The sequence below is a fragment of the Microbacterium umsixpiens genome, assembly GCF_053543675.1.
In genome coordinates this window covers 7,539-22,520 of sequence record NZ_JBLVOH010000113.1, presented here as the reverse complement: position 1 = coordinate 22,520, position 14,982 = coordinate 7,539, and the positions used below count along the sequence as shown (strand labels likewise).

At 69.4% G+C, this 14,982-nt stretch carries 17 protein-coding genes; 7 read left to right on the top strand and 10 right to left on the bottom strand.

The features are described 5' to 3' along the window. Positions 1-908, top strand: a 908-nt coding sequence (locus ACNPM4_RS11370) for an ABC transporter ATP-binding protein (protein WP_448985780.1), incomplete at its 5' end; no start/stop codon positions are given. 19 nt (positions 909-927) lie between these two features. Here ACNPM4_RS11370 and ACNPM4_RS11365 read toward each other — a convergent pair. Genes ACNPM4_RS11365 through ACNPM4_RS11340 form a run of 6 tightly spaced genes read right to left on the bottom strand, consistent with a single transcriptional unit; the run spans position 928 to position 4,775 of the window. Next, positions 928-1,095, bottom strand: coding sequence for a hypothetical protein (locus ACNPM4_RS11365; protein WP_181156300.1), 168 nt, complete (start codon positions 1,093-1,095; stop codon positions 928-930). Then, positions 1,092-1,670 (bottom strand): YdeI/OmpD-associated family protein, encoded by a 579-nt coding sequence (locus ACNPM4_RS11360; protein ID WP_448985779.1) that lies wholly within the window; start codon positions 1,668-1,670, stop codon positions 1,092-1,094. Before ACNPM4_RS11360 ends, ACNPM4_RS11365 begins: the two co-directional genes overlap by 4 nt. A gap of 3 nt (positions 1,671-1,673) precedes the next feature. Further along, complete coding sequence (locus ACNPM4_RS11355; RefSeq protein ID WP_029261258.1) at positions 1,674-2,486, bottom strand: HAD-IIA family hydrolase; 813 nt, start codon at positions 2,484-2,486, stop codon at positions 1,674-1,676. 53 nt (positions 2,487-2,539) lie between these two features. Next, positions 2,540-3,172 (bottom strand): metal-dependent transcriptional regulator, encoded by a 633-nt coding sequence (locus ACNPM4_RS11350; RefSeq protein WP_262001708.1) that lies wholly within the window; start codon positions 3,170-3,172, stop codon positions 2,540-2,542. 14 nt (positions 3,173-3,186) lie between these two features. Further along, positions 3,187-3,486 (bottom strand): hypothetical protein, encoded by a 300-nt coding sequence (locus ACNPM4_RS11345; protein ID WP_448985778.1) that lies wholly within the window; start codon positions 3,484-3,486, stop codon positions 3,187-3,189. Positions 3,487-3,506: 20 nt separating this feature from the next. After that, a complete protein-coding gene (locus ACNPM4_RS11340) occupies positions 3,507-4,775 on the bottom strand; it encodes an Nramp family divalent metal transporter (RefSeq protein ID WP_448985777.1) in 1,269 nt (422 codons plus the stop codon). 94 nt (positions 4,776-4,869) lie between these two features. On the opposite strand from ACNPM4_RS11340, the gene ACNPM4_RS11335 reads away from it, so the two are divergent. Together ACNPM4_RS11335 and ACNPM4_RS11330 are read left to right on the top strand one after the other, a co-directional pair. Further along, entirely contained in the window at positions 4,870-5,550 is a 681-nt protein-coding gene (locus ACNPM4_RS11335) for a TrmH family RNA methyltransferase (protein ID WP_448985776.1), read from the top strand. Positions 5,551-5,618: 68 nt separating this feature from the next. After that, positions 5,619-6,086, top strand: a complete 468-nt coding sequence (locus ACNPM4_RS11330) for a VOC family protein (RefSeq protein ID WP_448985775.1) — start codon at positions 5,619-5,621, stop codon at positions 6,084-6,086. Between the two features lie 32 nt (positions 6,087-6,118). Here ACNPM4_RS11330 and ACNPM4_RS11325 read toward each other — a convergent pair whose 3' ends face one another. Then, complete coding sequence (locus tag ACNPM4_RS11325; protein ID WP_029261253.1) at positions 6,119-6,397, bottom strand: hypothetical protein; 279 nt, start codon at positions 6,395-6,397, stop codon at positions 6,119-6,121. A 131-nt stretch (positions 6,398-6,528) separates the two neighbouring features. After that, positions 6,529-7,851, bottom strand: coding sequence for an MATE family efflux transporter (locus ACNPM4_RS11320; protein ID WP_448985774.1), 1,323 nt, complete (start codon positions 7,849-7,851; stop codon positions 6,529-6,531). 93 nt (positions 7,852-7,944) lie between these two features. On the opposite strand from ACNPM4_RS11320, the gene ACNPM4_RS11315 reads away from it, so the two are divergent. The 3 genes from ACNPM4_RS11315 to ACNPM4_RS11305 all read left to right on the top strand — a co-directional run bounded on the left by ACNPM4_RS11315 (position 7,945) and on the right by ACNPM4_RS11305 (position 11,572). Continuing rightward, positions 7,945-8,493: a DnaJ family domain-containing protein gene (locus ACNPM4_RS11315; protein WP_448985773.1), complete on the top strand. Its 549-nt coding sequence runs from the start codon at positions 7,945-7,947 to the stop codon at positions 8,491-8,493. A 39-nt stretch (positions 8,494-8,532) separates the two neighbouring features. Then, positions 8,533-10,497: a M13 family metallopeptidase gene (locus tag ACNPM4_RS11310; RefSeq protein ID WP_448985772.1), complete on the top strand. Its 1,965-nt coding sequence runs from the start codon at positions 8,533-8,535 to the stop codon at positions 10,495-10,497. A gap of 112 nt (positions 10,498-10,609) precedes the next feature. Further along, positions 10,610-11,572, top strand: a complete 963-nt coding sequence (locus ACNPM4_RS11305) for a serine hydrolase (RefSeq protein WP_029261249.1) — start codon at positions 10,610-10,612, stop codon at positions 11,570-11,572. Positions 11,573-11,681: 109 nt separating this feature from the next. On the opposite strand, the gene ACNPM4_RS11300 is transcribed toward ACNPM4_RS11305, so the two are convergent. Further along, complete coding sequence (locus ACNPM4_RS11300) at positions 11,682-13,124, bottom strand: MFS transporter (RefSeq protein ID WP_448985771.1); 1,443 nt, start codon at positions 13,122-13,124, stop codon at positions 11,682-11,684. Positions 13,125-13,223: 99 nt separating this feature from the next. Between ACNPM4_RS11300 and ACNPM4_RS11295 the strand changes: the two genes are divergently transcribed. Beyond that, positions 13,224-13,913, top strand: coding sequence for a GNAT family N-acetyltransferase (locus ACNPM4_RS11295; RefSeq protein WP_029261247.1), 690 nt, complete (start codon positions 13,224-13,226; stop codon positions 13,911-13,913). A 33-nt stretch (positions 13,914-13,946) separates the two neighbouring features. On the opposite strand, the gene ACNPM4_RS11290 is transcribed toward ACNPM4_RS11295, so the two are convergent. Then, positions 13,947-14,982: peptide MFS transporter (locus ACNPM4_RS11290; RefSeq protein ID WP_448985770.1), on the bottom strand; the 1,036-nt coding region annotated here is incomplete at its 5' end.

Genomic DNA, 14,982 nt, shown 5'->3' with positions numbered 1-14,982 from the left:
CCTCGGCCGAGGTGCTCGGCAACCCGCAGCACGAGTACACGAAGCAGCTGCTCGCCGCGGCGCCGAGCCTCGCCTCCCGCCGCGATGCGCTGCCGCAGCGCGAGGCCGCCACCGGGACGCCGTTCGTCGAGATCCGCGACCTCCGCAAGGAGTTCGCCCTCCGGTCTCCCAAGGCCGGCGAGCCGCAGACGTTCACCGCGGTCGACGGGGTGAGCTTCGAGATCCGTCGCGGCACGACCGTCTCGATCGTGGGCGAGTCGGGGTCGGGCAAGTCGACCACCGCGAACATGGTGCTCGGCCTCGAGGACGCCACGTCGGGATCGATCCTGTTCGACGGGCTCGACCTGACCACGCTCCGCCGTAAGGAGCTGTTCGCGTTACGCCGCCGTGTGCAGCCGGTGTTCCAGAACCCCTACGCCTCGCTCGACCCCCGCTACACGGTCGAGCAGTCGATCGCCGAGCCGCTGCGGGTGCACCGCATCGGCACCGCGGCCACCCGTCACGCCCGCGTGCTCGAGCTGCTGGAGCAGGTCGCCCTGCCCGCGGCGATGGCCGAGCGCCTGCCGCATGAGCTGTCGGGCGGTCAGCGCCAGCGCGTCGCGATCGCCCGGGCGCTCGCGCTCGAACCCGAACTCGTGGTGCTCGACGAGGCCGTGTCGGCGCTCGACGTGCTCGTGCAGGCGCAGATCCTCGACCTGCTCGCTGACCTGCAGAAGCGCCTGGGCCTGAGCTACCTGTTCATCAGCCACGACCTCGCGGTCGTGCGGATGATCTCCGACGAGGTGCATGTCATGCAGCGCGGCGTCGTGGTCGAGAGCGGCACCCCCGAGCGCATCTTCGACGACCCGCAGCATCCCTACACCCGCGAGCTCCTCGCTGCGATCCCGGGGGCGACGCTGGCCTCCTGATCAGGAGCGGGGTCCGAGGTCAGCGGGACTTGTCGTCGTCGTCCCAGGGGCCTTCCCACCAGCCGGCGCGGCCGTCGTCCGAGCCGCCGCGCCCCCGGCGGGAGCGGACGAACTGCACGACGAACACGGTCAGCGAGCTGAGCAGGATCAGGAAGACCACCAGGAACAGCACGTCGCTCTGATTCATGGGCGTCTCCCCTCCGCGGCATCCGCCACGATCTTCGCGATGCGGGCTGCCCGGGTCTCCGGGCGCTTGGCCATCGCGATGTGCGTGAGTCCGAACTTCTTGACGGACTTCGGGAATGCATCCCAGTTCTCGCGCGCGGCGGGCACCGCGTCGAGTGCGGCGGCGAACTCCTCCGGTTCGGTCCCGGCTTCCGGGCCGTCGAGCACGGTCCAAGAGCCGTTGGCCTTCGCGACCTCGAGCACGCGGATGCCGGCCGGCGCGAGCAGACCCTCGGCCTCGAGTTCCGCGATGCGCGCCTTGTTCGTCGCCGCCCAGCCGCTGCCGGGGCGGCGCGGGGAGAACCACTGCCCGTTGGCGCGGTCGTCGGTCCCGTCGTCGAAGACGCGCACCGGGCCGTCGATCCATCCGAAGCACAGCGCCTGCCGCACGGCGTCCTCGTACCCGACGCCGTCGGACGAGCCGCGCACGCTCAGCAGCCAGACGCCCGCCGCGCGCTCGTGGTTCGCCTCGAGCCAGGCACGCCAGGCCGCGGCGTCCGCCGCCCGGAGTCGTTCGCCCTCGTCGAGTGCGCCCATCGGCTACTTCTTGATCTTGACCGTCGTGATCGTCTCGGTGATCCGCGGGAGCAGGTCGGCAACCGACTGCACGATCTCATCCGGGCGGAACGGGTACTTCTCGATCTCGGCCTGGTCGCTGATACCGGTGAGCACCAGGATCGTGTGCAGACCCGCCTCGATGCCGGCGACGACGTCGGTGTCCATGCGGTCGCCGATCATGCCGGTGCGCTTCGAGTGCGCGCCGATCTTGTTCAACGCCGAGCGGAACATCATCGGGTTCGGCTTGCCGACCACGTACGGCTCCTTGCCGGTGGCCTTCGTGATGAGCGCGGCGATGGCGCCCGTCGCGGGCAGCGGTCCGTCGGCGCTCGGGCCTGTGGCATCCGGGTTCGTCACGATGAAGCGCGCGCCGCCGATGATGAGGCGGATGGCCTTCGTGATCGCCTCGAACGAGTAATTGCGCGTCTCGCCCACGACCACGAAATCGGGGTTGGTCTCGGTCATGATGAAACCCGCATCGTGCAGTGCGGTGAGGATGCCGGCCTCGCCGATCACGAAGGCAGAGCCCCCGGGGAGCTGCTGCTTCAGGAAGTCGGCGGTCGCGAGGGCCGAGGTCCAGATGCGCTCCTCGGGCACGTGCAGTCCGCTGGTGCGCAGGCGAGCCGACAGGTCGCGAGCGGTGAAGATCGAGTTGTTCGTCAGCACCAGGTACGGGATGCCCGCGCTCTCCCAACCGGCGAGCAGTTCGGATGCTCCGGGGATGGCGTCGTTCTCATGGACGAGCACGCCGTCCATGTCGGTGAGCCAGCATTCGATGTCGTCACGTTGAGCCATGTGCACAGCCTAGAGGCCCCAGGCGACGCGCACCTGACCGTGTTGCGGAGGAGCTAGGCGCTGAGCCAGACGACCTGTGCCGCGCCTTCGGGCAGTGCCGTCTGCGCGCCGTCGATCTCCACTCCGGATGCCGTCACCGTGACGGTCGATGCGACCGCCAGGCCCAGCGCCTCGAGAGATCGCAGCAGCTCGGGGTCCCGGTCGTCGACGCGCAGCACCCGGCCCGCGTGCCCGGCCGGCGCGTCGGCGAGGAGCACGAAGGGCTCGCGCTCGATGTGACCGTCGGCATCGGGGATCGCATCGCCGTGCGGGTCGAAGCGCGGGCGTCCCAGTCGGGCGTCGATGCCCTCCAGCAGCCGGTCGCTGATGGTGTGCTCGAGTACCTCGGCCTCGTCGTGCACCTCGTCCCAGCCGTAGTCGAACTCCTGCACCAGCCAGGTCTCGATCAGGCGGTGCCGGCGCACCATCGCGAGCGCGCGCAGGGTTCCGGCATCCGTCAGCCGCACCGCACCGTAGGGCACGTGCGAGACGAGACCCGCGGCGGCGAGCTTCTTCACCATCTCGGTGACAGAGGACGGGGCGATGCCGAGCTTCGCGGCGAGCACCGAGGGAGTGATCGGTGCGTCCTGCCACTCGGTGTGCGCGTAGACGGTCTTCAGATAGTCGTCAGCTGCAGGGGATGCCACCGGACCAGCTTAGGTCAGCTCGTCGCGGCGGCCAGCAGGCTGTATGCGGCCTGACCCGCGAAGAACAGGACGAGGAAGCCGAGGAGGGCGGCGGCCAGGGAGAGTCGGCCGTCGAACCCCTCGATCTCGGCGATGCCGATCTTGCGCGCGCGGAACGCCAGCACGAGAGTGGCGACGCCCAGGGCCAGCTGCACCCACGGGCTGCCGAGGCCGATGACCTTCGGGAACGCGATCAGCAGGCCGCCGATCACGCCCGTCGCGAGACCGATCCAGGTGAGGATGCGGACGTCGCGGCGGGCGTTATCGGCAGACATGCTGTAGAGCCTATCCGGGGTCAGGCTCCCGTCAGGACGAGCCAGAGCAGCGCTCCGTTGAGCGCGATCAGCAGCACCGAGGCCACGATGCCGGCGGCCGTCGTCCAGCGCCGATTGGCCCAGGCGCCGAGGGTGCGTCGCTGCGCGGTGAGCACGACCAGCGGGATCAGGGCGAAGGGGATGCCGAACGAGAGCACCACCTGGCTGAGCACCAGGGCGAGTGTCGGATCGAAGCCGATGCCGAGGATGATGAGCGCGGGGATCAGCGTGACCAGGCGACGGGCGAGCAGCGGGATGCGCACGTGCAGCAGACCGTGCATGATCTCGGCCCCGGCGTAGGCGCCCACCGAGGTCGAGGCCAGTCCGGATGCGAGGAGTCCGACGGCGAAGAACGTCGCGACGACCGGACCGAGCCCCGCGGCGAGAGCGGCGTGCGCGCCCTCCAGCGAGTCGGTGCCCTCGACGCCGGCGAGGTTCGCGGCGGCGAGCAGCAGGATGCAGAGGTTCACGGAGCCGGCGATCACCATCGCGATCGATACGTCCCAGCGGGTGGCGGTGAGCAGGCGGTGGATGCGTGAGGTCTCGGTGCGCACCGCCTCGTCGCCGGCGTGAGCGGTCGTGGCGCCGAAGCGGTCACGGGCGAGGGAGGAGTGCGCGTAGATCGCGTGCGGCATGATCGTCGCGCCGAGGATGGATGCGGCCAGCAGGACCGAGCCGGTGTCCTCGAAACGGGGGACCATTCCTCCGAGCACCCCGGCCGGGTCCGGCGGAGCGACGAAGACGCCCGCGACGAAGCCGACCGTGATGATGACCATGAGCCCGATGATCACGAACTCGAAGGGGCGGGCCCCGCGGCGGGACTGGACCGTGAGCAGGATCATCGAGACCGCGCCGGTGATGAGTCCGCCCAGCAGCAGCGGCACGTCGAACAGCAGGTTCAGGGCCACCGCGCCGCCGATGACCTCGGCCAGGTCCGTGGCCATGGCGACCAGCTCGGCCTGCAGCCAGTACGCGCGGCGGGCCCACGGTCGCTTCAACCGCGCGCCCAGCACCTCGGGCAGGCTCTGCCCGGTGACGACGCCCAGCTTCGCGGAGAGGTACTGGATCAGCCACGCCATGATGTTGCCCGCGAGCACGACCCACACCAGCAGGTAGCCGTACTGGGCCCCCGCGGTCATGTTGCTGGCGACGTTGCCGGGATCGAGGTACGCGACGCCGGCGACGAGCGCCGGGCCGAGCAGCCAGAGGCTGCGCGGGGCCCTGGCCGGGGGCGCGGTCGGGGTCGTCATCGGAAGGGAGGAATTTTTAGGCACACCGAAACCGTAGCGTATTTTTCGGCACACCTAAATATCTGGGTGTTCGCTCCGGCGATAGCCTGGCGAGATGGATGACGCCGCTTCGGACCCCTCGCACGCCGACACTCCGGCGGGCCCGACGCGCGGCGGCTCGACTGCCCAGCCCGGCTATGGAGTGGGCCCCTGGCCCGGAGGCGAGGATGCATGGCCCGAGGGGGAGCAGTACGACCCCGAGCTCCTCGCGGCGGGCGACACCCGCAACGTGATCGACCGCTACCGCTACTGGCGGATGGAGGCGATCGTCGCCGACCTCGACACGCAGCGGCATCCGTTCCACGTCGCCATCGAGAACTGGCAGCACGACATGAACATCGGATCGATCGTGCGCAGCGCCAACGCGTTCCTCGCCGACACCGTGCACATCATCGGTCGCCGCCGCTGGAACAAGCGCGGGGCCATGGTCACCGATCGCTACCAGCACGTGGTGCACCACGAAGACGTCGAGACCTTCGCCGCCTGGGCTGCGGCGGAGGGCCTCCCGATCATCGCGGTCGACAACGTCGAGGGTGCCGTGCCCGTGGATCGCGCCGAACTCCCGCAGCGCTGCGTGCTCCTGTTCGGACAGGAGGGACCGGGGCTCTCCGCCGAGGCGCTCGCCGCAGCATCCGCCCACATCGAGATCACCCAGTACGGCTCGACGCGCTCGATCAACGCCAGCGCCGCTGCCGCCGTGATCATGTACGAGTGGTGCCGGAGATACGCGGGCTGAGCGCCGTCGAAACCCCTCGACAGGCGGTGGCTGCGGGCGTAGCGTGAGTGTCGATCGAGGAGGTCGACATGGCAGTCGTCACACCCATCCGCCCGTTCCTCTGGTTCGCCGACAGGGCGCAGGAGGCGATGGACTACTACGTCTCGGTGTTCCCGAACTCGTCGATCGACAGCGTGACCTACTATCCGGATGAGAACCTCAGTGAGCACTTCGAGGGCATGACCGGAAAGGTCATCAACGGGGAGTTCACTCTGAACGGAACGCGATTCGGCTGCCTCGACGGGGGTCCGGAGTTCACCTTCAACGAGGCCGTCTCCTTCGTGATCGAGTGCGCCGACCAGGAAGAGATCGACCGCTACTGGCAGGCGCTCTCCGCGGTGCCGGAGGCGGAGGCATGCGGCTGGTGCAAAGACCGGTTCGGCGTCAGCTGGCAGGTGGTCCCCGCCGGGCTCGACCTTCTGCAGCAGCGCCCGGAGCAGATCCAGGCGCTGATGCACATGAAGAAGATCGTGATCTCGGAGCTCGAGATCGCCTGAGCTCGCTTTCTCGGTGGCGATGAACGGCGCGCTCAGCCGCGATCGATGCCGAAGAGGTGGCGGTAGATCGCGTTGACGTCGCGATCCAGATGATCGATGCGCCCGTGGACCGAGCTGATCTCCGTGCGCACATGGGCGAACTCGCTCCGCATCTCGGTCCGCACGCTGGCGAACTCGTTGCGGACCTCGGTCCGCACGCTCTCGAACTCGTTCTGCATCGTGCGCAGGAACATCGTCGAGATCAGCGTGATCGTGCCGAACATGCCCGCGGCGAAGACGCCGATCAGCGTCCATACCTGTGGTTCCGTCATCCCCAGCATCCCTTCAGTGTCCCCCGATCATCGTCGAGTGCACCAGGGTTTCCGCGCGTAGTATTCCGCGGAATCCGATGGTGGGGGAGAAATCGCGATGGAGCGGATCGGTGCAGTGCCGGCCAGCGGCGTCAGGCTGTCGCCGCGAGCCAGCGCCCGGATCGCACGCGCCAGCCGAGAGTGCCCAGACGCGCGAGCAGGTACACGCCGAAGAACGCGACCGCGAGCCACACGAGTCCGGCGGTGCCGCCGACCCCGGTCGCGGCGATGATCCACAGCGCCGGGAGGAACGGAACCAGGTTCAGGCCGCCGGCGATCGCGAGGTAGCGGGCGTCGTTCGCACCCATGAGCACCCCGTCGAGCACGAACACGACACCCGCGATCGGTTGGGCGACGGCGAGCACGAGCAGTGCCGGCTGAACGAGGGCGGCGATCTCCGCCGACCCCGTGAACACGATGCCGAGCACCCCGGAGAGCGCGGCGATCAGGCCGCCGACGATGACGCCGAACCACGCGCCCCAGGCCACGGTGCGGGCCAGCACCCGGTGGACCTGCCGTTCGTCTCCGGCGCCCAGCTCCTTGCCGATGAGTGCCTGCGCGGCGATCGCGAGGGCATCGAGTGCGAATGCCGCGGCCGAGAAGATCGTGAACACGATCTGCCACCCTGCCAGCTCCTCGGTGCCGATGCCGGTGGCGATGCCCACGGTCGCGAGCAGGGCGATGCGCAGGCTCACGGTCCGAAGGAACAGCCATCCGCCCGACGTCGCCGTGCTGCGGATGCCCGCGCGCTGGGCACGCAACGAGGCGCTGTGACGGGTCGCCAGGCGGCGGATGACCAGAGCGTACGCGGCGACCATGCCCCACTGCGCCGTCACGGTGCCGGCGGCCGAGCCCGCGATACCCCACCCGAGTCCGTAGATGAAGAGCCAGTTGAGAAGGGCGTTCGCGCCGAAGCCGAGCCCCGCGATCCAGAGCGGCGTCATCGTGTCCTGCATGCCGCGCAGCAGGCCGGTCGCGGCGAACACGATGAGCATCGCCGGCAGGCCCCACATCGAGATCACCAGGTACTCGTTGGCCTGCTGTGCGACGGCCTCGTTCGCGCCGAACAATGAGACCAGCCACGGTGAGGAGACCGCGCCGACGACGGCGAGCACCGCGCCGAGTCCGAGCGCGAGCCACATGCCGTTGATACCGACCGACACGGCCTCGCCCGGCTGTCCGGCGCCGAAGCGGCGGGCGACCGCCGGAGTGGTCGAGTAGGCGAGGAACACCATGAGCCCGACGATCGTCTGCAGCACGGCCCCCGCGATGCCGAGGCCGGCGAGCGGGGTGGTGCCGAGGTGTCCGACCAGGGCGGCATCCACGATCAGGAACGCGGGCTCGGCGATCAGCGCGCCGAGAGCCGGGACCGCGAGGCGCAGGATCTCTCGGTTGAGGGAGGGGCGCGCGGTCATCCTCCGAGCCTATGACCTGGCGCCGACCTCGTCCGTCCGTGCCCCCGAGAGCCGTCGTAGGGTGGAGGGAATCGGATGCCGCGGAGGTGCATCATGACGGATCCCCGAGAAGCTGCGGCGCGCTACCGCGCGCAGCAGCAGCAGGCCGAGACCGCGCACGGCGACGAGGAGTCGGGCGTCCCGCCGGGAGCCGGCGCCACCGTCGACAGAGCCGCCTTCATCGAGACGGCGATCCAGGTGGCGATCCGTCGCGGCGAGTTCGACGATCTTCCCGGCGCAGGCAAGCCGCTCGAGGGACTCGGCACCCACCACGACCAGGACTGGTGGATACGCCGCAAGATCGAGACCGAGAACCTCACCGGACTCGGCCCGCCCGCCATCCTGCTGCGCACCGAGGACCGGGAGCTCAACGACCAGCTCGACCTGCTCGGCCGCGAGTCGGACGTGCGTGACGTGCTCGAGGACTTCAACAAGCGCGTGCGCGAGGCGCGTCGCCAGCTCCAGGGCGGACCTCCCGTCGTGACCGAACCGAGGGATGTCGACGCCGAGGTCGTGGCCTGGGCGGAGCGTCGGGCGGTGAGGCCCGCGGCCGCGCCGGTGTCGAGCCGACCTGCTCGCCGTCGTTGGTTCCGGAAGGGCTGAATCGGCCCGGAGTCCGAGGCGGGTCATAGGCTGGTGCGCATGACTGACGTTCTTCCCGTGGGCCTCGCCCTTGATGAGTTCAGCTCCGACATCCGCCCGCAGGACGACCTCTATCGTCACGTGAACGGCGCCTGGCTTTCGCGCACCGAGATCCCTGGCGACAAGGCGCGGTGGGGCTCGTTCCATCTTCTCGCCGAGCAGGCCGAGAAAGACGTGCGGGCGATCATCGAGGAATCGCAGGATGCCGAGGAGGGCACGCTCGCCCGCAAGATCGGCGACCTGTTCGCGAGCTTCATGGACACCGAGCGCATCGATGCCGCCGGTCTCTCTCCGCTGGAGGAGACCCTCGCCGAGGTCGACGCCATCGACGGCATCCCGGCGTTCCTGCGCACGGTGGGCGCCTACGACCGCGACGGTCGCGCGGCCGTGATCGGCATGTACGTCGACGGCGACCCGGGCGACCCGGAGCGCTACCTGCCCGTGCTCATGCAGGCCGGGCTGTCCCTGCCGGATGAGAGCTACTTCCGGCTCGACACGTTCGCCGACACCCGGGCCGCCTATCGCGCGCACCTCGAACGGCTGCTCGACCTTGCCGGTGTTCCGGATGCCGCGGCGAACGCCGACCGGGCGATCGCGCTCGAGACCGAGCTCGCCGGGCACCACTGGGACAACGTGCGCAGCCGCGACGCCGTGGCGACATACAACCTCAAGACCTGGGACGAGCTGCAGGAGCTCGCCGGCGTCGACCTGGCTCCGTGGCGCGAAGCGGTGTCGCCGTCGAACCCGGCGGCCTTCGACGAGGTCGTCGTCTCGCAGCCCAGCTTCTTCGAGGGACTCGGCTCGCTCCTCACGCCCGAGCGGCTCGACGACTGGAAGGCGTGGCTGCGGGCCAAGGTCGTGCACGCGGCGGCTCCGTACCTCACCGACGACCTGGTGCAGGAGAACTTCTCGTTCTACGGCACCGAGCTCACCGGCGTGCCGACGATCCGCGAGCGCTGGAAGCGCGGCGTCTCTCTCACCGAGGGCGCGCTCGGCGAGGCGATCGGCAAGGTCTACGTCGAGCGGCACTACCCGCCGACGGCGAAGGCCGCGATGGACGAGCTGGTCGCCCACCTGATCGAGGCGTATCGCCAGAGCATCACAGACCTCGAGTGGATGACCGCCGAGACCCGGGAGCGCGCGCTCGCCAAGCTCGACTCCTTCACGCCCAAGATCGGCCACCCCGAGGTGTGGCGCGACTACTCGAGCCTGGAGATCGACCGCACCGACCTGTTCGGCAACGTGCGCCGGGCGTCGATCTTCGAGCACGACCGGCACGTCGACAAGGTCGGCAAGCCCATCGACCGCCTCGAATGGCACATGCCGCCGCAGATGGTCAACGCCTACTACAACCCGTCCATGAACGAGATCGTGTTCCCCGCGGCCATCCTCCAGTACCCGTTCTTCGACGCGAGCCGCGACGCCGCCGCGAACTACGGCGGGATCGGCGCGGTCATCGGGCACGAGATCGGCCACGGCTTCGACGACCAGGGCAGCCGATACGACGGCGACGGCCGACTCCAGGACTGGTGGACCGACGCCGACCGTTCGGCCTTCGAGGAACGCACCAAGGCGCTCATCGCGCAGTACGACGCGCTCGTCCCCGAGGGGCTGGATGCCGAGCACCACGTCAACGGCGCCCTCACGATCGGTGAGAACATCGGCGATCTCGGCGGCCTCGGCATCGCACTCAAGGCCTACGAGCTCTCGCTCGGCGGCGCGGAGGCACCGGTCATCGACGGGTACACGGGCGTGCAGCGCCTGCTGCTCTCATGGGCGCAGGTGTGGCAGCAGAAGAGCCGCGACGCCGAGACGCTGCGGCTGCTGACCATCGATCCGCACTCGCCGAACGAGTTCCGCTGCAACCAGATCGTGCGCAACATCGATGCGTTCTACGAGGCGTTCGGCGTGGGCGAGGAAGACGCCCTCTGGCTCCCCGAGTCGTCGCGTGTGACCATCTGGTGACCAATCGTCTGACTCTGTGATGCATCCCCCGGCGGTGGGGTTACGATAGCCCTGCCGCTGGGGAGCGCTTCCCCGCGGTATCCCGCAAATCCCCCCCTCGTAAGGATCACGCGTGGGCGCTCTCGAGCCTGGTGAAGGGTTCCGCAACTCCTCGGCCCCGGAGTCTGTCGGCGGTGCGCCGGAGTCTTCTGCGGGCCGTCGCTCCCAGCGGACCAGTCGTCGCCTCCCGCGCCGCGCCGCGCTCGGGCGCCGCTCCTTCACGGCCACCCTGCGGTCGCTCGAGGGGTTGGTCGATTCCGGCGCTCAGGTGTCGGTGCACGTCGTCGACCTCGACAATCATGTGCACGTGCTGGCCGGCGACGATCACGTGACCATGCCCGTCGCGGGTCTCGGCGTCGTCCCACTGCTGATCGAGGTGGCCGCCGGTTTCCAAAGTGGAGCGCTCGATCCGTTCGAGATCATCGAGCGGGACAGTGTCGAGGCCGTGGAGACCTCCGGCCTGTGGCGGCATCTGCACGCTCCGGCGCTGCCGCTCGAGGATCTCGCCGTGCTGGCCGCGACAGCCGGCGATCCGATCGCCGTGAACGCACTGCTGCAGAAGGTCGGACATGACCGGGTGCGCGAGCGCATCGAGTCGCTCGGGCTGCGCCGTACGGCCCTGCTCGACCGGTTCCGTGACCGCCGCGGTCCGGACGATGCCCCGCAGGTCGCCGTGGGATCCGCTCGGGAGCTCGCCGGGCTGTTCTCGGCCCTGGTGAACTCGCAGGTCGTCGACGCCGCGGTCAGCGCGCAGGTGTCGGAGTGGCTGAGCCTGAATCAGGACCTGAGTCTGGTCGCGGCGTCCACCGGACTCGACCCGTTCTCGCACGATCACGACGCGCACGGCCTGCTGTTCGTGAACAAGACCGGTCGCGATCGTGGTGTCCGCGCCGAGGCGGGAGTGCTGGCCGGGCCCCGTGCCGGCGTCGCCTACTCGCTCATCGTCTGCTTCGACGACCTCTCCATCACGCACCGGTTGCGCGCGCACGACGCCTTCCGGGTGCTCGGCGTCGAGCTCATGGAGTACACGCACTGAGAGCGGTTCCGTGTCGTTGGCGTGGCCGATCCCGGACCGGCTGCGCACGCCGCGAGACGGCGACCCGGATCCGCGCACGATCTCCCGCTGACGGCGCGGGGAGGGGAACTCAGCCGGGCAGGGACGGATGCTGCTCGGAGCTGCGCTGCTTCGGGATGAAGAGCGACAGCACGACCGCGATGATGCCGGCGGCGATCGCGAGCCAGAAGCACACCTCGAACGCGGCGCGGGTCGGAACCGCGACACCGTCGACGTCGATGCTCATCGCCGCGAGCACGCCGCCCATCACGGCCGAGGCGCTCGAGGTGCCGACCGAGCGGAACAGGGCGTTCAGGCCGTTCGAGGCGCCGGTCTCGTTCGCCGGCACCGACCGCATGATGATCATGGGCATCGCGGCGAAAGTGAAGCCGATGCCGACTCCGATGAAGATGTTGGCGACGAAGATGTGCCACACCTCGGAAGACCACAGCAGCACGAACACGTAGGCGAGCACGATCGCGCCGGCGCCGACGGTGAACAGCGGCCGCGGTCCGACCGTGCGCTCGAGCCAGCCGGAGAGCGGGGAGATCACCATCATCACGAGGCCGGCGGGCATGATCACGAGGGACGCCGCGAGCATGTCGAGCCCGAACCCGGCGCCGCCGACCGCGGGCATCTCGAGAAGCTGCGGGAACGTCACGTTCGAGGCGAACAGCGCGAAGCCCATGCCGATCGCGGCGATGTTCGTGAACAGCACGGCGGGGCGCGCCGCCACCCGCAGGTCGAGCAGCGGGTCCTTCGTGCGCAACTGGTACCAGCCCCACACCAGCAGCACGACGAGTCCGCCGATGATGCAGACCAGTGTGAGCGGTGAGGTCCAGCCCCACTGTGCACCTCGGGAGACGAAGAGCAGGATGCCGGTGAGACCGATGGCGAGCCCGATGGCACCGAGCACGTCGAGTCGCCCGGGGGAGCGGAGCACATCCTCGGGGATCACGGCCAGCACGAGGATGAGGCCGACTACCCCAAGGGCTGCCGCGAGCCAGAACAGCATGTGCCAGTCGGCGTTCTGCGCGAGAAGGGCGGCCACCGGCATGCCGATCGCGCCGCCGACACCCATGGTCGCGCTCATAAGGGCGACCGCGGTGCCGAGCCGCTCGGGCGGCAGTACGTCGCGCATGATCGCGATGCCGAGGGGAACGACGCCCGTCACGGCCCCCTGGAGTGCGCGCCCGATGATCACTCCGATGATCGAGCCGGAGACCGCGGCGATCACCGAGCCGAGGATCAGGATCGCGAGCAGCGCGATCACCACCCGGCGCTTGCCGTACATGTCGCCGAGTCGGCCCGAGATCGGGGTGGCGACGGCGGCGACGAGCAGCGTGATCGTGACGACCCAGGTCGTGTCCTCGCGGGAGGCGTTCAGCAGCTGCGGCAGCTCGGCCTGCAACGGCACGACGAGCGTGAACATGAACGACGAGCAGAGTCCGGCGAAGGCGAGGACCGCGACGATCGCCCACTTCGGCGGGGTTCGGGAGAGGCGCTTCCTGGCTCTGTCGTCGTTCGCACCCACCGGCTCAGGCTATCGGCGATCGACCGGTGCGGGGCCGTCGGAGAGGTCCGATCCGGGCTCCGTTTCCGCGAACGGGCCCAGGAGGGGCAGACTGGGTGCGTGCGAACCATCCGCGATCTCGACACCGTTGAACTCATCCTCGACGCGCAGGGCCTGCTCGACTCCATCCGGGGTCCGCAGCGCGTGGTGGATGCCGGCACCCTGCGCGCCCTGCAGCAGTCGGGCAACTACGTCGTCGGCTTCTTCGACGGCGAGGGCGACGAGGAGCGCATGGTCGGCGCCTCCATCGCCTTCTTCGGCGAGCCCGCCCGACGTGCGATGCACTCGCACATCACCGCGCTGCTGCCGGAGTACCGCGGGCGCGGCTGGGGTCGCGAGCTCAAGGAGCACCAGCGTCAGTGGGCGTTCTCGCGCGACGTCGGGCGCATCACCTGGGTGTTCGACCCGCTCGTGGCGCGCAACGCGCACTTCTTCTTCTCGGTGCTGGGCGCCCGTGCCACCGGCTACTCCGTGAACCGCTACGGCATCTTCGGCGGCGGCGACGCGGGTGACGAGAGCGACCGGCTGGACGTCGAGTGGGCGCTCGCCGACATCGCCAAGCCCCCGGCCGACGACGCGGTGGTCGAGACCCTCGAGATCCCCGCCGACATCGAGGCGATGCGCGTCTCCGACCCGGCGGCCGCCCACGAGTGGCGGCTGCGCCTGCGTGCGCAGATGGAGGGGCTGCTCGGCAGCGGCCTGACCATCGCCGGCTACGACAACGCGCGCGGCTACCTCTTCACTGCCTGAGCCGGGCGGCCGGATCGCCGATGCGGGACGCGCTCAGCGCACCCCGCGCATGAGCTTCAGCACGGGCTTGACGCTCAGCAGCAGCCCGATGCCGACGACGATGGCGATCCCCCCGAGGATCGAGAAGAAGGGCACCTCGTCGTCGGGGTTGTAGAACTGCACGAGCCATCCGGAGATCGCCGTCCCGAGCGCGATCGACAGGAAGAACAGCGCGACCATCTGCGTGCGGAACACGCCAGGTGCGAGCTTCGTGGCAGCCGACAGGCCGACCGGCGAGATGAGCAGCTCCGCCACCGTGAACACGAAGAGGATCCCGACGATCGCCAGCAGCGGCGTGGAGTTCTCCCCGCCGCCGGCGAACGGCAGGAAGAGCAGGAACGCCGATCCCATGATGATCGCCGCGAGCGCGAACTTCACGGGCGTCGAAGGCTGACGCTTTCCGAGCTTCGTCCAGATCGCGGCGAAGACACCGGACAGGATGATGATGAAGACCGGGTTGATCGACTGCACCCAGGAGACGGGCATCTCCCAGCCGAACAGGTTGCGGTTCAGACGCTGGTCGGAGTAGATCGTCAGCACCGTGAACTGCTGCTGATACAGCGACCAGAACGCGACGCTCGTGATGAACAGCGGCAGGAACGCCCACACCCGCGATCGTTCGGTGGCGTCGATGCGACGGCTGCCGAGGATCACGGAGAAGTAGGTGATCGCGGCGACGATCGTGACACCGATCACCAGGGTGGCGAGGTTGTCGGGGCGGATCACGCCGGTGAGCACGAGGACGGCGATGAGCACGATCGCGGCGGCCGCGATGAGTCCGACCAGCGGATAGCGGGACTTCGGGAGGGGGTTCGGCACCTCCCGCGCCGAGGCGGGCAGCGCCTTGCGGCCGAACGAGTACTGGATGAGCCCGAGCGTCATCCCGATGGCCGCAAGTCCGAAGCCGTAGTGGAAGCCGAGCGAGGACTGCAGGATGCCGGTGAGGATCGGTCCCAGGAACGCGCCGAGGTTGATGCCCAGGTAGAAGAGCGAGAAGCCGGCATCCCGGCGCGGGTCGTCGGCGCTGTAG